This is a genomic window from Paenibacillus durus ATCC 35681 (genome assembly GCF_000993825.1).
GTDB classification, from domain to species: Bacteria; Bacillota; Bacilli; order Paenibacillales; family Paenibacillaceae; genus Paenibacillus_AQ; species Paenibacillus_AQ durus_B.
In genome coordinates, this window is the sequence record NZ_CP011114.1 from 1,140,173 (window position 1) to 1,158,691 (window position 18,519).

The 18,519-nt window shown below is 53.7% G+C and carries 12 protein-coding genes and 1 pseudogene; 5 read left to right on the forward strand and 8 right to left on the reverse strand.

Features of this window, described 5'->3' with window-relative positions; genetic code table 11:
• Nucleotides 1-14: 14 nt before the first annotated feature.
• Nucleotides 15-1,232, forward strand: coding sequence for an aminotransferase-like domain-containing protein (locus VK70_RS05080; RefSeq protein ID WP_046722933.1), 1,218 nt, complete (start codon nucleotides 15-17; stop codon nucleotides 1,230-1,232).
• 77 nt (nucleotides 1,233-1,309) lie between these two features.
• Here the strand turns inward: VK70_RS05080 and VK70_RS05085 are convergent, their stop codons facing one another.
• The gene (locus VK70_RS05085; protein WP_046722934.1) at nucleotides 1,310-2,164 is read right to left on the reverse strand and encodes a DUF2161 family putative PD-(D/E)XK-type phosphodiesterase; all 855 of its coding nucleotides are present in this window, start codon (nucleotides 2,162-2,164) and stop codon (nucleotides 1,310-1,312) included.
• 244 nt (nucleotides 2,165-2,408) lie between these two features.
• Between VK70_RS05085 and VK70_RS05090 the strand changes: the two genes are divergently transcribed.
• The 3 genes and pseudogenes from VK70_RS05090 to VK70_RS27755 form a co-directional block, all read left to right on the forward strand.
• Nucleotides 2,409-4,304 (forward strand): PrkA family serine protein kinase, encoded by a 1,896-nt coding sequence (locus VK70_RS05090; RefSeq protein WP_025700664.1) that lies wholly within the window; start codon nucleotides 2,409-2,411, stop codon nucleotides 4,302-4,304.
• Between the two features lie 154 nt (nucleotides 4,305-4,458).
• Nucleotides 4,459-6,753 (forward strand): LTA synthase family protein, encoded by a 2,295-nt coding sequence (locus VK70_RS05095; protein WP_025700666.1) that lies wholly within the window; start codon nucleotides 4,459-4,461, stop codon nucleotides 6,751-6,753.
• A gap of 277 nt (nucleotides 6,754-7,030) precedes the next feature.
• Nucleotides 7,031-7,233, forward strand: a pseudogene (locus VK70_RS27755) (transposase); the annotation flags it as partial.
• Nucleotides 7,234-7,269: 36 nt separating this feature from the next.
• On the opposite strand, the gene VK70_RS05100 reads toward VK70_RS27755, so the two are convergent.
• The gene (locus VK70_RS05100) at nucleotides 7,270-8,667 is read right to left on the reverse strand and encodes a SpoVR family protein (protein WP_025696391.1); all 1,398 of its coding nucleotides are present in this window, start codon (nucleotides 8,665-8,667) and stop codon (nucleotides 7,270-7,272) included.
• A gap of 317 nt (nucleotides 8,668-8,984) precedes the next feature.
• Here VK70_RS05100 and VK70_RS05105 point away from each other — a divergent pair, with 317 nt between their 5' ends.
• Nucleotides 8,985-10,616: a PAS domain-containing hybrid sensor histidine kinase/response regulator gene (locus VK70_RS05105; protein WP_025696393.1), complete on the forward strand. Its 1,632-nt coding sequence runs from the start codon at nucleotides 8,985-8,987 to the stop codon at nucleotides 10,614-10,616.
• 110 nt (nucleotides 10,617-10,726) lie between these two features.
• Here VK70_RS05105 and VK70_RS05110 read toward each other — a convergent pair whose 3' ends face one another.
• From VK70_RS05110 to yhbH, 6 genes are all read right to left on the reverse strand, one after another.
• Nucleotides 10,727-11,593, reverse strand: coding sequence for a DegV family protein (locus VK70_RS05110; protein ID WP_025696395.1), 867 nt, complete (start codon nucleotides 11,591-11,593; stop codon nucleotides 10,727-10,729).
• 215 nt (nucleotides 11,594-11,808) lie between these two features.
• On the reverse strand, nucleotides 11,809-12,672 hold the full coding sequence (locus VK70_RS05115) for an AraC family transcriptional regulator (RefSeq protein ID WP_025696397.1): 864 nt from the start codon (nucleotides 12,670-12,672) through the stop codon (nucleotides 11,809-11,811).
• Nucleotides 12,673-12,908: 236 nt separating this feature from the next.
• Nucleotides 12,909-15,227, reverse strand: coding sequence for a glycoside hydrolase family 65 protein (locus VK70_RS05120; RefSeq protein WP_046722938.1), 2,319 nt, complete (start codon nucleotides 15,225-15,227; stop codon nucleotides 12,909-12,911).
• Nucleotides 15,228-15,254: 27 nt separating this feature from the next.
• Complete coding sequence (gene pgmB, locus VK70_RS05125; RefSeq protein ID WP_025698062.1) at nucleotides 15,255-15,911, reverse strand: beta-phosphoglucomutase; 657 nt, start codon at nucleotides 15,909-15,911, stop codon at nucleotides 15,255-15,257.
• A gap of 102 nt (nucleotides 15,912-16,013) precedes the next feature.
• Nucleotides 16,014-17,054, reverse strand: coding sequence for a LacI family DNA-binding transcriptional regulator (locus VK70_RS05130; RefSeq protein WP_025698063.1), 1,041 nt, complete (start codon nucleotides 17,052-17,054; stop codon nucleotides 16,014-16,016).
• A gap of 280 nt (nucleotides 17,055-17,334) precedes the next feature.
• Nucleotides 17,335-18,498 (reverse strand): sporulation protein YhbH, encoded by a 1,164-nt coding sequence (gene yhbH, locus VK70_RS05135; RefSeq protein ID WP_025698064.1) that lies wholly within the window; start codon nucleotides 18,496-18,498, stop codon nucleotides 17,335-17,337.
• Nucleotides 18,499-18,519 lie beyond the last annotated feature (21 nt).

Here is an 18,519-nt window from a genome sequence, read left to right on the forward strand (position 1 = left end):
AAGGGGGGCGCCGCATGAAATACGATTTTTCCGCTCGTACGCATACGCTGATGACTTCGCCGCTGCTGAGCATCCGGACACAGACGCGCAGAGGTTCCATCATTTCGCTGGCTGAAGAGCTGCCTGCGGAGGAATTGTTTCCGCTGTCCCTGCTGGCCGAAGCGGCTTCAACTGTAATTTCGGCCGACGCGCAGGCGCTCCAGTACGGAGATCCTGAAGGGTATGGGCCGCTGCGGGAGTGGCTGGAAAATGACTGGCTGAGAGGCAAGGGAGTACATATTCCACCGGGAGGCGTCCTGCTGACGACAGGCAGCCAGCAGGCGGTAGACCTGCTGTCCCGGGTATATATCGATCCGGGCGACCGCGTGCTTGTGGAGAATCCTACATCCCCCGGCTTCCTGCAGGTGCTGCGGATGCAGGGAGCGGTCATTATACCGGTCGAGAGCGACCGTGACGGACTGCTGCCGGAGCATTTACGGGAGCTCATCGTGGCCCATCGGCCCAAGGCGCTGTTCGCCGCACCGAGCTTCACGAATCCGAGCGGCATTCTCTGGAGCCTGGAAAGACGGAGAGAAGTGCTGGAGCTGTGCATTTCGCATAATGTGCTTATTGTAGAAGACGATTCCTACGGAGACCTTCATTTTCAGCGTCAGAATCGGATCGCGTCCAAATATCCTTCTCTATATGCGCTCGAGAACGCGGGTGAGGGAGGGCATGTGCTCTATATCGGTTCCTTCAGCAAGACGGTTGCGCCTGCCCTTCGGACGGGCTGGGCGGCGGGCAGCCGGGAGCTGATCGGCGTGATGGCGGCAGCCAAGGGAATGGCGGATTGGCAGTCAAGCTCGCTGAATCAGCGTCTGCTGTACCATCTGCTGCATGTATCCGCGTTCGACTTACGGGAGCATATTGCAATGTTGAACCGCGAATACGATACGAGGCTGAAGCTGATGGTGGAGCTGCTCAAGCGTCCCGCCTGGAAGGACTGTACCTATCATCTGCCCTCTGGCGGCATGTTCCTGTGGGTATCGCTGCCGGACGGACTGGATGCTTTAGTCCTGCTGAAGAATGCGCTGCGCAAGGGGGTGGCTTACCTGCCGGGGCCGCTCTGCACGGCGGACGGCAGCGGCAGCCGCTATATCCGCCTAAATTTCAGCCACCCTGGCCGCGATGAGCTGCTGCTCGGAATGAATCTGATGAGTGAAGCCATTTCGGAATTTACAGCCCGCAGTTAAGTAGGGGGACCATGCGCTATAGGCTTAACGGAAGAACCCATTCTCCATTTTGTCACTGGAGAATGGGTTCTTTCAAATTACATGTTGGGTTTCTCCGCTGCCGATCTGCGGTCTGCCACCGATTGCGAGACCGATACGGCGGCGTACTCCAGCAGCGCAGCGTTTCCCGCCGCCGCAAGGATATACCGGCCGCGAGCGATGCGCTGGAACCAGCCGTAGTAGTTGTTCTGCAGGATGGCGGCTGCGCTCGGCACCCCGCTGCGGCGGCGCAGCTCCGCCGGCGTCACGCCCTTTGGAAGCGCGCCCGCAGCAGGCGCGCGGGCAGGCCCGGCGGCCCCGCCTTGGCCGCCGCCATCCGCCGTCGCCGCGCCCTCGGCAGCAGCCAGGGCGGCCTCGCGCTCCGCCGCCTCCAGCGCGGCGGCTACGCGCAGCGCTTTCTCGCGGTAGGCGGTGACGAGCTTCACGCGCGCGCTGCCGCCCGTGTTGTAGTCCCCGCTGCGCTCGCGGAACTCATAGAGCAGCCGCTCCCGCCGCCGCCCGCCGCTCCGGGCTGAACCCGCTGGCGCTTCAGGCTCCGCCAGCACCTCTACAAGCGGCGCCTTCGTCTTGTAGAAGACAACGGTGACAAGACCGAGTCCTAGACGGCGACATAAATGGCTTAAGCTCCCCCAGCGCTGGCTCGCGGAGCCTTTTTTCTCCCGGCATCTCTCAACCGCCAAATACACCGCCGGACTAAGCTTCAGCCGCTCCACCCCTTGCAGCAGCAGGGAGAGGTTGAAGGTCTTCTTCATCTCCACAATGAGCGGCGGTTCTTCATCTCCCCGGACGCCGACGAGGTCGCATGAACGCACTTCACCTTTGATCTCATAGCCTTGCTGTTCAAAAAAATTTTTTAAAGGAGCATACAGCTCTGTTTCGTGTCTTACCGCCATAGTTTGTCTCCTTTGTCACATTTGCAGCTGATTCTCTATTATAGCACACCAAAAAAGAGGTCAGTATTTCAGGCTTCCCGCATAGGTATGTATTACACTTTTCGAATGCAAACTCCGCTGGGCGGCGGAAGCGTCGGAAGGGACGGCGGGAGGCAGGCAGATATTTAGGCGAGGGCAACCGGGCGAAGCCCGGACAGACATCACGCGCGGGTCACAAGAGCGTAAGGTGAGGAGGCAGCGAGCAATGGACATTTTTGAACGTATAGCATCGTACCGGGCAGAGAACGAGCGTATGGCGTGGAGCGGAACCTTCAAAGATTATATAGAACTGCTAAAAAAAGATCCCACTCCCGCCAAAACGGCCCATTCCCGGGTGTATGACATGATTAAATCGCATGGTGTCGAGGAAATTAACGGCCGCAAGCGTTATAAGTTTTTCGAGCAGGAGATTTTCGGACTGGACCGGGCCATCGAAAAGCTGGTGGAGGAGTATTTCCATTCGGCCGCGCGGCGGCTCGATGTGCGCAAACGGATTCTGCTGCTGATGGGTCCCGTAAGCGGCGGCAAATCGACGCTGGTTACGCTGCTGAAGCGCGGGCTGGAACAGTACTCCCGTACGATACAAGGGGCCGTATATGCAATCGAAGGCTGCCCGATGCACGAGGAGCCGCTGCATTTGATTCCGGGTGAGCTTCGTCCGGAGATCGAGAAGGAGCTGAATGTGCGCATCGAGGGCAATCTGTGCCCTTCCTGCCAGATGAGGCTGAAGAATGAATACGGCAGCGATATAGAGAAGGTGCGGGTTGTGCGGGTGCTGTTGTCGGAAGAGGAGCGCGTCGGCATCGGAACCTTCAGTCCATCCGATCCGAAATCGCAGGATATCGCCGATCTGACGGGCAGCATCGACTTCTCAACCATTACCGAATACGGGTCGGAATCCGACCCCCGGGCTTACCGGTTCGACGGCGAGCTGAACAAGGCCAACCGCGGACTGATGGAGTTCCAGGAAATGCTCAAGTGCGACGAGAAGTTTTTGTGGAACCTGCTGTCGCTGACGCAGGAGGGTAATTTCAAGGCCGGGCGGTTCGCCCTGATCAGCGCCGACGAGCTCATTGTGGCCCATACGAATGAAACGGAGTACAAGGCGTTCATTTCCAATAAAAAGAATGAGGCGCTCCAGTCCCGGATGATCGTCATGCCGGTGCCTTATAACCTGAAGGTGGCGGAAGAGGAGAAGATCTACGCCAAGCTGATCGCCCAGAGCGACATGAAGCATGTGCATATTGCCCCCCATGCGCTGCGCGCAGCCGCGATTTTCTCCGTCTTGACCAGGCTCAAGGAGAGCAAGAAGCAGGGCATGGATCTGATCAAGAAGCTGCGGATGTACGACGGCGAAGAAGTCGAGGGCTACAAGGAAGCCGACCTGAAGGAGATGCAGAACGAATATCTGGACGAAGGCATGTCCGGCATCGATCCCCGGTACGTCATTAACCGCATCTCCAGCGCGCTGATCAAGGGCGATCTGGAGTGCATGAATGCGCTTGACGTGCTGCGGGCGATCAAGGACGGCCTGGATCAGCATCCTTCGATTACGAAGGAGGAGCGGGAGCGGTATTTGAACTTTATTTCCATTGCCCGGAAGGAATACGATACTTTAGCCAAGAACGAGGTGCAGAAGGCGTTCGTCTATTCTTTTGAGGAATCGGCCAAGACGCTGTTCGAGAACTATCTCGACAACATCGAGGCGTTCTGCAACTGGACCAAAATCCGCGACCCGCTGACCGATGAAGAAATGGAGCCGGATGAGCGGCTGATGCGGTCCATCGAGGAGCAAATCGGCATCTCGGAGAATGCCAAGAAGGCTTTCCGGGAGGAGATTCTGATCCGGATTTCCGCTTATTCCCGCAAAGGTAAAAAGTTCGAATACAGCAACCACGACCGTCTCCGCGAGGCGATTGAGAAGAAGCTGTTCGCGGATCTCAAGGATATCGTCAAAATCACGACCTCGTCCAAAACCCCGGATGAGAGCCAGCTGAAGCGGATCAACGAGGTGTCCCGCCGTCTGATTGAGGAGCATGACTACTGCCCGATTTGCGCCAATGAACTGCTCCGGTACGTGGGCAGCCTGCTGAACCGCTGAGTGTACCACCCCCCCGTAAAATAGTAAAAAGGGCCGCTGCCGCCAGCGGTCCTTTTTTGGATAAGATAAGCATTTCATTCTATGAAAAATTCCGCTCCGCAGCCGTAATATCATATATAATAGATTCATTGTACTGTTGACAGGGGCGAACACGATGAAAAAGCTGTTTTACGCCATACCCTCCATTCTTTTTTTACTCCTCTATTCTTATGGGCGTATCCTCTTGTATCGGCAGAAGGAAATCGATGTGCAATTTAACGCGCTGTATGCTATAGCTCTGAAAGACATTGGCATCGGGATTTTAATTCTGCTTGTTTTATATGCGCTTTCAAGAGTAAATCTTATCGCTTCGTATCTTGCCGCGCTGGTGCTCGGTATTTTCCACTTGGCTAATGTCGAATATATTTATGCGCTGGATCATGTGCTTAATCTTAACGATATTACGATGGCGTCGGACAAAGAGTTTATTACAGGCACGCTGTTTCACATCAGTTTCCCGGTGTATTCCATCCTCCTGATGGCCTTGCTGACCGCTTCGATTTATTTTCTGCGGAGGCTGCCGCTGCTCCCGTTTAACAGAAGAAGGCACTGTTTGCTGGCCTTTGCCGGACTGTCGATTCTTTATCTTGCCATTGCCATTCATTCGAGCGGGGATTGGAAGAACGGCAATTTTGTATCCGCTTCGATCCGCAATTCAGTTGCTCTGCTGACCTTTAATGAAAAAGCGCTGACGGACTATCCCGCGGATATCGAGCGGCAGATCAATACGTCGCAGCAGCTCAAAGACGGCGAATATTTGCTGAACAGCCATACAGGGGGCAAAAATATTCTGATGGTCGTCATGGAAGGCATTCCGGGGGCTTATTCACCTGGCAATCAGGAGGTTCTGGGCATCCCTAACGATATCAAGCTGACAAGTCTAGACAAAATCAAAGACCACAGCCTCATTCTCCCAAACTACATCACTCACAATAACCAGACGATAAGAGGAATGTATTCGCTCGTCAGCGGCGACTATCCCAAATTGGACGCGTCCACACCCAAGGCATACGAATATTTGCAAAAAGACCCTAGCTACCGGGAAGAGCTCCTTCCGAAGCTGCTGAAGCACCGGGGCTATAATACGGCCTTTATCCAGGCGGCGGAACTGGAGTATATGTCCAAGGGCGATTTCATGACGGCTGCGGGCTTCGATACGGTGATCGGAGGGGAGAGCTTCAAGAATCCATACGTTCCTTTTGGATGGGGGCCGGATGACAAAGCCTTTTTCGAGCAATCGGAGAAGTACATTAACGAACTGAACGGTAAGGGCAAGCCGTGGTTTGCCACGCTGCTGACGGTCGGAACGCATCATCCCTACGCGGTGACGGACGATTACGCCAAGCTGTATCCGAGCCGCAAGGCGGCGGCGGTGGTGTATCTGAATGAGGCGCTGTCCGGGTTCATTGATTATATCGACCATTCCAGCTTCGCCAAAGACACGCTGGTGCTGTTCGTCTCGGACGAATCGCATGGGGTGAACGACCAGCCTTACGGCTCGAATTGGGGGATTTTCGCGGCGTATTCACCCGATATTGACGGTCAAGTCATCAATGACGGCGTTTACGGGCAGAAGGATATTCTGCTCTCGCTGCTGGATTATGCGGACCCTAACCTGGATGCCTATACGACGGGCCGAAGCGTGTTCCGGAAATATACCGAGGATTCGCCGATCCTGTTTGCCTCCCATTATAATGGCGATATCTTTTATTCGACGGTAAAAGGGACCGTGTACCAGGTGGATAACAGCGGACAGCTGTACAGCCTGACCTCCCGGAACGGGGAGCTGTTCAGCAGCAAGTATGAGAGAACTTCTCTGTCGGACAGTACGCTGAAAAAGAAAATACTAACCTATAAAAATTACATCGACAAGTCCACGGCGGGGGATCAAACGATCATGATTGCGAAAAATAAAAAAATCCCGCTTGCGGACGGCCGGGAAACCATCGTTACCGACGGACAGTTCATCACGCTGCCTGAGGAATCGGTTGTCGACATCCAGGTGGACTATGATGCATCATCGATGGCCGCCGCCGATTGGCTTGTTCTTAAATTCGAGGATTACAGCGGCCACCAAAGCGTACGCATGATGGACAAGCAGACCAGCAGCGGAAGAATGACATTCAGGTTCTACAATAAGAAGGTTGCCTACGGCTACGCCTTCAATCTGAAGACCGCCCTACATTCCAATGATTACTCAGGCGCCGAAAAATCGATCAAAATCAGCAATATCAGCGTCGGATTCTCGAAAACCGTGCCGGAGGCCAGCCCATCCCCGGCTGCAAGTCCCGGACCAACGCCGGGAATCACGCCAGGCACAAGCTTCGGGGCGGCAGCCAGTCCGTCACCGGCTGCAAGCTCCGGGCCGAAGCACGTGGAGGTTATTGATATGGATGCTGGAAATGAGTAAAGCAGTGGCCCCGCTTCTATATAGCAAGGAGGGTATCCCAAAATGCCATGTAATGGCTGCTTGGGACACCCCTTGTTTTGGAGTAGTATCAACTTGAGCACTCGGTATGGACGCTGCGCGAACGGATCGTTGTTCCAATCGCTGTTGTGTCCGGATTTTTCGAATCTCTCTTTGCAGTTAAAATCCGGACACAAAGGCGACCGCTGCCGCTTTTCCACAATCGCTCCGTCCTCTCCGCTGCTCGTAACGAAATCTTCTACGATATCAAACGCAAAATTCTTCCCGCCAAATCGCCAAGGCCGTACGGGAAACCATTCCGTTCATGTGGCTGGCCGGACGCCAGCGCCCAGACTTCCGCACCATTAACCGGTTCCGCGCGAGCGAATGAAAGACGTATTGGAATCCCTGTTTACCGCCCTGCTGGAACTCTTAACCCAGGGCGGCTATGTCAAACTGGATCACTATTTGTTGGACGGTACCATTTGGTCTTTTTTTCGCGGCGCATACGCATGATCTTTAGACGAACTTTCGCAGCACCTTTTTGCCGTCATAGGAGAAACACGCCTTTTTATCTTCGATAACGGTCTCCAGATGGACGGTCTTGCCCCACAGGGTGTAAATATGAGGCAGCGTGCGTTCCAGATACTTCAGATCCAGCTCGATGCCCTCATAGCGGTGGACGATGTACAGCTCGCCGTTTCGCTCGAAGTTGCCGTCCTGCACGACCAGATAAGGCGAACCGCCGTTAATGCGCGCCTGTACCAGCTGCTCCCTGACATTTTCCCAGGCCTTGTCGGTGATTTTCCATTCCGGCCCTTTCTTCTCAAAGATGTACAAGTCGAGATCCTCGACCAATTCTTTAGTCAGGTAGCTGCGGATAAAGGAAATGTCGGAATCCAGCTCGCGCACCTCGAATATTTTATCCCGGTCCCAACGCCGCTCGATATCCTCCAAGATCTTCAGGCCCAGATAATACGGATTCAAGCTTTGGCGGGAGGGCTGCACAACTGCGGAATTGAGCTTGGCGTACTCCACCGTCTCCTCCGGCGTCAGGTCCATCTCCCGCATGATGCGCTGATGCCAGTAGGAAGCCCAGCCTTCGTTCATGATCTTCGTCTCCATCTGCGGCCAGAAGTAGAGCATCTCATCGTGAAGCATCGTCATAATGTCGCGCTGCCAATCCTCAAGCGCTGTGGAGTAATGCTGAATGAACCAGACCATATCCTTCTCCGGCTCCGGCGGGAAGGGCTTATACCCGGCTCCGGATTTTTCGGCGGACGCTTCGGTCTTCTCGAGCTGCCAAAGCTCCTCATAAGGACTAGCATTGACCAAGTTCTCTTTCGACTCGCGGCGCTCCCCGGGCCGCTTCTCCGGCTTCTCCAGGTACTGGGCGCTGCCCCGTTTGCTCTGCCGAATCAGGCTCGGATCGATATGCTCCTGGATGGCCAGAACCGCGTCGATGAAGCTCTCGACCGTGTCCGTTCCATATTTGACGGTGTACTCGGCGATCCGGTCGGCAGTGGCCGACATGCTCTCGACCATATTGCGGTTAGACTGGGAGAAGCGCATATTATTTTTGAAAAAATCACAGTGCGCCAGCACATGGGCGACAATCAGCTTGTTCTGGACCAGAGAGTTGCCGTCGAGCAGGAAGGCGTAGCACGGATTGGAGTTGATGACCAATTCGTATATTTTGCTCAGCCCGAAATCGTACTGGGATTTCATCTTGTGAAACGTCTTTCCGAAGCTCCAATGACCGAAACGGGTCGGCATTCCGTAAGCCCCGAACGTGTAGATAATATCAGCGGGGCAAATTTCGTAGCGCATGGGGTAGAAATCCAGGCCGAAACCGGAGGCGATTTCCGTAATCTCGGCTATAGCCTTCTCAAGCGCCTGTATCTCATCGCTGGGCATGTACCCATCTCCTTTCCACCTGTGAATCCTGTTAGCGGCAGAGCCGTTCACAAGATGTATATGGAGAGATCCCCGCAAATATGACCCAGCCTTACCATGAAAGTTAACAAAATATCCGGTAAATATTCTGTAATTTTTGATATAATGTTCTCAACTCTACTCGGATTCTACATTATTAGACGATTCTCGCCTGTCGGATCGGCGGCAGCGCTTACGAATTGGATGATGGGTGTAGTGACGCACAGGGTTCCCTGGCAAAGTGCCCGCCTTAATGCCCTTAGCGGAGGCGTTTTGTTAGTTAAGAGAGGAAGTGGACCGTGCATAAGGATAAGGCTTCTGTCTTAAAGCAATTAATAGCCGAAGAAGGCGTGTATAGAGAATTGTACGAGCAGCATCCGGACTGCATCTACGTTCTGGATCTTCAGGGCCGCTGCATCGGCGCCAATCGCTCCGCTGAACGACTGACCGGCTACACCTTCAGGGAGGTTACGGGGATTCAGAACAAAGCGCTTTTGTTCGGAAGCCGGACCGAAGCCGGGCGCCATTTTTCTCTTGCCTGCGCGGGCGACACGTCTTCATGTCAATTAAAGTTTATCAAAAAATCCGGCGTCGTCGCTTCAGCGGAACTGACTTATATTCCAGTCAGAGCGGAGGGCGAAGTGGTCGGCATATTTGCCGTTATCCGGAATATTACGGACGTGAACGGTTCGGCAGTATATGACGAGGCCGGGGCGGGATCTGCTCATTCAGAGCGGGCTTCCGGGCTCAGGGACTCACGAAGCTTGATTTTGAACTCGGTTACAGAAGGCATCTTCGGAATCGACAGAAGCGGCAAGATCATCTTCATTAATAGAACCGCCATGCTTATGCTCGGATACTCCAGCGAAGAGATCATCGGCATTCACAGCCTTACGCATATTCACCACACCCGGCCCGACGGCTCCAGCTACTACACGAAGGAATGCCCGATTACGATGACGATCGAGGATGGGACTCCCCGTAGTATGAATGAGGAGATTTTTTGGCGTAAGGACGGCACCAGCTTTTGGGTGAATTATAGAGTATCCCCGATCATGGAACATGACCATATTGAAGGTGTGGTGGTGGCCTTCAGCGATATTACGAACGAGCGGGAAATTATCCGGGCAAAAGAATCGGCCGAGCAGGCATCCCGGGCAAAATCGGAGTTTCTGGCCATGATCAGCCATGAAATCCGGACGCCGATGAACGGCATGATCGGGATGGCCGATCTGCTGCTGGAGAGCGAACTGGGGGAAGAGCAGCGGACGTATGCGGAGATTCTGCGCAGCAGCAGCTACAGTCTGCTGAATATTTTGAATGATATTCTCGATTTCAGCAAGATTGAAGCCGGCAAGATGCCGCTGGAGCCCGAACAGTTCGACCTCAGAGAGATGCTCGGCGCCGTCATTGACCTGTTTACTCCGAAGGCGGAGGAGAAGGGGCTGGCGCTTCGCTGGTGGGCGGATACAAGTGTGCCAGAGACGATCAAGGCCGACCCAAGCCGTCTTCGGCAGATTATCGTCAATCTGGTCGGCAATGGGCTGAAGTTCACCGAGAAAGGCAGCGTGACGCTGTCTGTCAAGAACATTCTGCTTCCGGAATCACCGACTTATCTGCTTGAATTCTCCGTCAGGGATACCGGCGTCGGCATTGCCGAGGATAAGCTCGGTCTGCTGTTCCAGTCATTTTCTCAATTACATCCATCGATTAACCGCAAATACGGGGGCACGGGCTTAGGATTGGCAATCTGCAAACAGCTCGTGGAACTGATGGGCGGGACGATCTTTGTGGAGAGCGAGGAAGCGCGCGGTTCCATCTTCAGATTCATGCTGCCCTTCGTGAAAGAAGAGGCGGAAGTACCCGGCTTATTATACAAACAAGAAGAAACGGCTTCGCAGTCCTTTCAGGGACGGTACCGTTTCTCGTAGAAATATAAAGCCATTTATTAGCGTGAAACTTATAAAGTCTTATATTTTGATGAAGAAACCTCCGGTCCTTTGATTAAGGCTGCGGAGGTTTCTGGCATTAGTGCAGGGCATTATTTTGTATCGCGGCTGCCGTTCGTGAGGTACATCATCCCGACGGTATTCGGCCCGCAGTGGCTGCCAATCACGCAGCCCGCCTCGATCACGGCAACTTCCTCTGCTCTGGTAGCCTCCTTAAGGGCGTCAACCAGAAACTTGGCGTCTTTCTCCGCTTGCGTATGCGCGACGATTAGCAGTTCCTTGTCCATCCGGTCAATATCCGACAGGGCGTGAGAGAGCATCTGCTCCACCGCTTTTTCCTTTTTGCCGCGGACTTTGCTCACGGGGATGATGCTGCCGTTAACCAATCGAAGCACCGGACGAATCTTGAGCAGGCTGCCGATAAAGTTCTGCATGCCCGAACAGCGGCCGCCCATATGTAAGTAATCGAGCGTGTCAATAACGAACTCGGTGCTGAGCCGTCCGCGGCTCTGCTCCAGCATGGAGATAATCTCGCCTGAGCTGCGGCCTTTAAGAGCCGCCTTCGCCGCCTTCACGGCCAGCAGGGCGATTCCTCCGCATAATGTGCCGGAATCCACTACCTTAACGCGTCCGGGCGGAAATTCCTCTGCGGCAAGACGAGCATTCTGATAGGTGGAGGACAGGGCTGAAGAAAGGCTAAGATAGACGATATCGCGGCCTTCCTCAACCGCAGGAGCAAAGGCGTTCATAAAGTCGGCAGGCGAAGGGGCCGCCGTCTTGGGCAGCGCGCCTGCTGCCGCCACCTTCCGGTAGACCTCAGCAGGCGTGATATCTACACCATCCCTGTACGTGGCGTCCTCAAACACGACATAAAGCGGAACGACGCCGATATCATAGGATTCTTTCCAGCCTTGCGGCATATCGGATGTGCTGTCTGTAAAAATCTTTACGTTAGGCATGAAACTCTCCTTCACAGGGTGATCGGATAATCTTGAATCTATATACATCCCTTGTTTCTTTTCAATTATAGCAAGGTTAATCGCAATCATAAACCTTAAAGCCTCTGACTGTCTCTATCAGTATTCCGGTAATAATGGTGCAAGCGAAAGAACCGGCCGGACACATAGATGGCTTGTGCCTGGTCGGTTCCTCGTTCATTATATGGTCGAGTCTGTTAAGATTTTGTCATGACCGGAATCCATATCTCGCAGCGGTAATCTTCCGAAGCAGGATCTCCCGGCGGGTACAGCTCGAATTCGGGTCCGCCCGAATGCTCGTAGCCGGTGCCGGGGAACCATTCCTGGAAGATCCGCGCCCATACACTCTGAATCGCACTCGGCATAGGGCCGACGGAGGTGAAGACCGCCCAGGTTGCAGCCGGAATGACGGTGGAGGAGTAACCTTCCGGGGCGGGCGCGCCGCTCTCTACGGCGATCCAATAAGTGAGCGTCTCCTGCTCGTGATTCATTTCGGCGCATATTCCCAGCAGATCATGGACGCCCTCTCCCAGCTCAAGCAGTTTGTCATACGTGCCGTCCTCGTTGCATTCCAGCCAGAATTGCGGGATTCTCCGCAAATTCTCTCCATCGCGGCAGGAGGTCTCCATCGTTTTACCGACCACGGTAAACGCTTCTTTGTTCACGATACGGTAATCCATTTCTTTGTCTCCCTTCAAGGATAGGTGGAAGGAGAGGCGGGGAAAAGCCTTCAGGACGGCCCCGGGCTCGCGCGCCGCCGAGGGCGTAATGCCATGCGCCTTGCGGAACGCCTTGGCGAATGCCTCCGGCGAGTCGTAGCCGTATTTGAGTGCGACATCCAGCACCCTGGCCGGTGTCATCGCCAATTCCTGCGCGGCGAGCGTCAGCCGGCGTTTGCGGATGTACTCGGCGACGGTCACTCCGGTCAGCAGATTGAACATCCGCTGAAAGTGGAATGGCGAAGAGCAGGCCGTTTTGGCGATCTCATCCATATTTATCGGCTCCGTCATATGCTGTTCCATATATTCGAGCGCGTCCTTCATGCGGTTCAGCCATTCCATCGTCTGCCATCTCCTCTGCAACTATCGTATCACGGTGCCAAACAAGGGTCCTGTTCTTCCGTGCTGCCTTTGGACAGTATACATCATTTCCAACCACACAAGTATAGCTCACAGGTGAAAGCCGGGGACAGAAAAAACCGCTCAAGAAGGAGCATGAACTCCTTCCCGAGACGGTTCGGTTCGGTGGTTATGAAGCTGCGGAATTCCGAAGAGGCTTGTGCTTGAACGCAACACTCCTAGATAATTGCAGGTACGCCCTGCGAGGTTACTGTGCCAAGTCCGCCCACGGTGTATTCCTTGTCATAGATCGTGATCGCAGCGGGGATTTCGGTTTCGTTGGCAACCGTAATTTCCTGGTCCGTTACCGTAACCTTGAGACGAGAGCCGCGGAACATGATTTTAAAAGAATACGAGGTCCAATGTCCCGGATTGGACGGTTTCAGCACAAGCCGGCCGTCCAGCACCCGGAGTCCCCCGAAACCATGCACAATCGACATCCAGGTACCCGCCATGCTGGTAGTGTGGCAGCCGTCCTCGGTATCATTGTTATAGTTATCGAGATCGAGCCTCGAGGTCCGCAAGTACATTTCGTAAGCTTTTTCCTTGTATCCCAATTCACATGCGAGAATCGCATGGATGCAGGGAGAGAGGGAGGACTCGTGTACGGTGATTGGCTCGTAAAAGTCGTAGTTCCGTTTTTTCGTCGCCAGGTCGTAGCGGTCGTTCAGGAAGTACAGCCCTTGCAGCACATCGGCCTGCTTGATATAGCAGGAGCGCAAAATGCGGTCCCAGGACCATTTCTGGTTCAGGGGCAGATGCTCAGGCGCAAGCTCCTTGACCGGAATGATCTGCTTGTCGAGGAAGCCGTCCTGCTGCAGGAAGATGCCTTTTTCCTCGTCCAACGGGTAGTGCATTTTAGCGATAATGTCCTGCCATTTATCTGTTTCACTTTCCAGAAGACCCAGCTTGTCGGTTAGCTCGGCATAACGCGTGTCTTCGTGTTCCCGCAAATAAGCGAGCGCTTCCAGCGTATACTCCATGGTCCAAGCGGCGATCCGGTTCGTGTACCAGTTGTTATTCACATTGTTCTCATACTCGTTCGGTCCGGTAACGCCGAGCATGACGTATTTGTCTTTATGCGGCACGTAGTGCACGCGCTCTTCCCAGAAACGGGAGATTTCTACCAGCACCTCCAGGCCGTATTGCCCCAGATACGACTTGTCGCCGGTGTAATTCACATAGTTGTAGATGGCGTGGGCGATAGCCCCGTTCCGGTGGATTTCCTCAAAAGTAATTTCCCATTCATTATGGCATTCCTCGCCGTTCATCGTCACCATCGGATACAGCGCGCCTTTGGCGAAGCCGAGTTTACGGGCATTCTCCTTGGCCTTCTCCAGATGCTTGTAGCGGTAAATCAGCAGGTTGCGGGCAATGGAGGAATCCGCGGTGCTGAGATAGAAAGGCACGCAGTAGGCTTCCGTGTCCCAGTAGGTGCTGCCGCCGTATTTTTCACCGGTGAAGCCTTTGGGCCCGATGTTCAGCCGGTCGTCCTCGCCGGTATAGGTCTGGTTCAATTGAAAAATATTAAAGCGGATCGCCTGCTGGGCAGAGGGGTCGCCCTCAATAATGATGTCGCTTTCTTTCCATTTATCCTTCCATGCTTCCGACTGCTCGGTCAGCAGGGCTACAAAACCAGCTTCTCTGGCAGACTGGAGAGCATTTTGGGCCGCATCCACAAGCTGACCCAGCCCGTAATTGCGGGAAGTTACGCTTGCGGCGTATTTATAGATGACGACCTGCTCGCCTTCCTTGACAGGAACCTGAACGATGTTTCCCACATATTTTTCGTGAAGTACCGGCTCGGCCTCAGCTTCCAGTTGCTTACCGGATACGGCGATATCATAGGCCATGGCGGTAGTCACATGGAAATCTAGCTTTTTCGTCTTCAGCGTCAGATAGCCGCCCCCGGGGAAGTAGTTCTTCTCGACCTCGTTCCAGAACTTCTCGTCATAGTTGGAATCCTTGTTCTTGATATCTCCGTCCAGATAAGGGGCCACGGTAATCGTTCCCGAGAAATTCAGCGGTGTAACGGAATAGCGGATCGCGCCGATCTCCCGCCGGGTCATGCTGACAAAGCGGATGCTCTCCACTTTAACCTCTTTGCCGTCCTCAAGGGCGGCGGTGAAGCTGCGTGACAGCGTGCCTTCCTTCATGTTCAGCACCCGCCGGAATTCCGATACGGTTGAAGCGGCCAGATCCAGCGGTGCTCCGTCAATTTCGATATCGATGCCGATCCAGTTGGTGCTGTTCAATACTTTGGCAAAATATTCAGGGTAGCCGTTCTTCCACCATCCAACCCGGGTCTTGTCGGGATAGTATACGCCGGCCATATAGCTGCCTTGCAGGCTGGGACCACTGTACTTTTCCTCAAAATTCGCGCGTTCGCCCATGTAGCCGTTGCCTAAACTGAATACGCTTTCGGAAATCTCTTGCGTCTGCGGATCGAAGGATTCCTCAATGATTGACCATTCATCAATCTTCAAGTATTGTTTCATGCTTATCGGCTCCTTTTATCTAAATTATTAGGCAAAAGCTTCTTTTAGCCGCGCAACGCTCATCTCCATCAGGGAAGGAACGACAAGGGCTGCTGCACCGAGCGTCTCCGGCGACCCGATGCCTACACTCGCCATGCCAGCGCGGCTGGCCGCCTCGATCCCGGCTTCGGCGTCTTCAAAGACGACACAGTTCACCGGGGGGATGCCGAGCGCTTCGGCTCCAAGCAGAAATACTTCCGGATCGGGCTTGGCGGCGGATGTCTTGGTTCCGTCAATAATCGCATCGAAATATGGTGTGAGTCCGGTGTTATTCAGAATGGTCATCGCGTTCTTGCTTGCGGAGCCCACCGCGATTTTAATACCCTGGTTTCGGCAGTCCTCCAGAAAAGCCAGAGCCCCTGGCAGAATCTCCGAGCTGTTCATCGCCGAGATATATTCCACGTAACGGTTGTTTTTACTCTCGGCCAGCTTGGCTTTTTCGGCATCGTCCAGATTCAGTCCGCCGATCTCCAGCAGAATATTCAGCGATACGGCGCGGCTGACGCCTTTCAGGCGTTCGTTATCCTTCTCTGTAAATTCAAATCCGAGACGATCCGCAAGCTCCTTCCAGGCGATGTAATGATACTTGGCGGTGTCAACCAGCACGCCGTCGAGATCGAACAGACAAGCCTTAATCTCGGTCATGATCATTCTCCTTTAAGTCAATTTGGTATATTCAATGGAGAGTGCAAACGTTTGTACAACGCTTAAAAAATAAATGAAGCTCCGAAGTAATGCTTCATTTACTTATTCACTTCTTGCGGGAGAGAGCATGGAAGACTCGCGTACAATCAAGCGATGGGGAATAATGAACCGTTTGGTTAAGCCCGGCTCCGTATTCTGCTTCTGAATGGCCTGAATCAAGACCTGGGAAGCCGTATACCCCAGATGGTAAATCCCAATATCGATGCTGCTGATCGGCGGGGTGGACAGTTCCGCCAGCGGGATGTTGTTGAAGCTGACCAGCGCCAAATCTGCAGGAACACTGTAATTCAGCTCGTTCAACCCCCGGAGAACCCCGAAGGAAACGATATCGTCTACAACGACAAGCGCCGTGGGGCGGCTCGGCAGATTCATGAAGAAGGACATAGCGCGATAGCCGCTGTCCTGCAGAAACTCTCCTTCCACAATCCATTCGGATTTCAGTTCCAGACCGTTATGCTCCATAGCTTTCCGGTAGCCTTCAAGCCGGTCTCGTGACACAATCAGGTTCGGAGGACCGCTGACGAAGCCGATCCGCTTATGCCCCATGGAGATCAGGTGATTCGTAGCATCATAGGCCGCCAGCAGATTGTCGGTATCTACTGACAGAATATCGTCATACTTGTCGCTGCGTCCCACCAGTACGAAGGGATACCCATTATTTTTCAAAAAATCGATCACAGCGTCGTCCTTCCGCGAGTAGAGCAGAATCGCTCCATCGACGCGCCGTCCCTTGAGCAGCCGGGAGACCGCCTCAAGTTCTTCTTTCTCCGTCGCGCCGGAACTGATCAGGACATCGTAGCCCGAACGGCTTGCCTGTGTGACAATCCCGCGGATTAATTCCATAAAGAACAGATTGGTGAACAATTCTTCAGCCGGTTTTGGCAGGATGATGCAAATGCTGTTCGTCGTTTTCGACACAAGGCTCTTGGCCATGATATTCGGATGGTAGCCCATTTCCTCCATAATGCTCTTGACCTTGCGGGAGGTTTCCACGCTGATCCTCGGATGGCCCGACAATACCCGGGAAACCGTGGAGGGCGAAACGCCCGCTCTTCTGGCCACGTCCTTGATGGTAACTGTCATAGAGAACCTCCTTGTGAAAACGCTTGCTTAGACTTATCATAATCGAAGTGCATGCAATTGTAAATAGGATAACCGAGCCGCTAACGCTGATAAATACAAGCGGTTATCAGTGAGCGGCCGCGCATAAACGCGCATAAATCTGTAGTCCGGGAGCTGAAGACCTGTCCGGTTCGTAATCAGCACGACATCACAAAAGAGCCCCCCTGCGTATGCACGGGAAGCTAATTAGGTGTGAGCGATCTAAAATCGCCGTTATGGTTCATGTCAGAAGAGGACTTGCTTAACGCCCCGCTGCTTCCTTTTTACCGAAAAAGGTCCTTAGCGCCTGATACACTTCCTTTTTATCCTTGATGACATAGTACATGAATTGCGGCTGCTTAATGTGTTTGTACGCGGACATGAGGGTGCTGCTGCGGTTGTACTGGTTGACCTCGCCGTAACCGAAAATGTTGCTCCGTTTCAGCAGCTCCCCAATCAGCTTGACGCAGCGCTCGTTATCGGAGCTTAAGTTGTCACCGTCCGAGAAGTGGAAGGGATAGATATTATATTTGGAAGGCGGATAGCGCTTATCGATGATTTCCAGTGCTTTTTGATATGCCGACGAACAGATCGTGCCGCCGCTCTCGCCGCGGGTGAAGAAATCATGCTCGCTGACCTCTTTCGCCTCTGTGTGGTGGGCCAGAAAGACGATTTCGACCTTCTCATACTGGCGGCGCAGGAAGCGGGTCATCCAGAAAAAGAAGCTGCGGGCGCAGTATTTTTCAAACGTTCCCATACTGCCCGAAGTATCCATCATCGCGATAATGACCGCGTTGGAATGCGGAATCGTCGTTTCATCCCAGGTCTTATAGCGCAGATCGTCGGGGCTGATACCGTGGATTCCCGGCATGCCTCTTCTGCCATTACGGCGCAGGTTCTCAAGCAGTGTGCGTTTTTTGTCGATGTTGGACATCATGCCCTTTTTGCGGATGTCATTAAAGACGATGGACTGGACCTCGATTTCTTCCTTATCCTTGGGCTTCAAATGCGGCAGCTCGAATTCCTGAAACAAAATGTCCTCCAAATCCTCCAAATCGACCTCCGCCTCCACCAAATCCTGGCCGGGCTGGTCGCCCGCTTTATCCCCTTTGCCAGGACCGGTCTGGACCGGCTCCCTGCCAAGCACATCGCCGATTTGACTGTCTCCGTCACCCTGACCGACATGCTTCTGCTTGCGGTAATTATAAATGATCCGGTACTCATCCAGACTGCGGATCGGCACCTTGACGATTTGTTTTCCGTCAGACATGATAATGTTCTCTTCCGTAACGAGATCGGGCAAATTGCCTTTAATCGCTTCCTTGACCTTCTGCTGGTGACGCTCCTGATCCTGATGGCCTTTGCGGTGCAGGGACCAGTCTTCTTTCGAGACAACAAACGAAAAAGGCTGTGACGATTGTGACAAAGATGACCACCTCCTATGGAA

Excerpts from the sequence above, each read along its gene's own strand:
- VK70_RS05085 (WP_046722934.1), bottom strand. The coding sequence starts at position 2,164 with ATGGCGGTAAGACACGAAACAGAGCTGTATGCTCCTTTAAAAAATTTT.
- VK70_RS05090 (WP_025700664.1), top strand. The coding sequence starts at position 2,409 with ATGGACATTTTTGAACGTATAGCATCGTACCGGGCAGAGAACGAGCGT.
- VK70_RS05080 (WP_046722933.1), top strand. The coding sequence starts at position 15 with ATGAAATACGATTTTTCCGCTCGTACGCATACGCTGATGACTTCGCCG.
- VK70_RS05110 (WP_025696395.1), bottom strand. The coding sequence starts at position 11,593 with ATGCCTAACGTAAAGATTTTTACAGACAGCACATCCGATATGCCGCAA.
- pgmB (WP_025698062.1), bottom strand. The coding sequence starts at position 15,911 with ATGACCGAGATTAAGGCTTGTCTGTTCGATCTCGACGGCGTGCTGGTT.
- VK70_RS05095 (WP_025700666.1), top strand. The coding sequence starts at position 4,459 with ATGAAAAAGCTGTTTTACGCCATACCCTCCATTCTTTTTTTACTCCTC.
- VK70_RS05120 (WP_046722938.1), bottom strand. The coding sequence starts at position 15,227 with ATGAAACAATACTTGAAGATTGATGAATGGTCAATCATTGAGGAATCC.
- VK70_RS05115 (WP_025696397.1), bottom strand. The coding sequence starts at position 12,672 with ATGGAATGGCTGAACCGCATGAAGGACGCGCTCGAATATATGGAACAG.
- VK70_RS05100 (WP_025696391.1), bottom strand. The coding sequence starts at position 8,667 with ATGCCCAGCGATGAGATACAGGCGCTTGAGAAGGCTATAGCCGAGATT.
- VK70_RS05130 (WP_025698063.1), bottom strand. The coding sequence starts at position 17,054 with ATGACAGTTACCATCAAGGACGTGGCCAGAAGAGCGGGCGTTTCGCCC.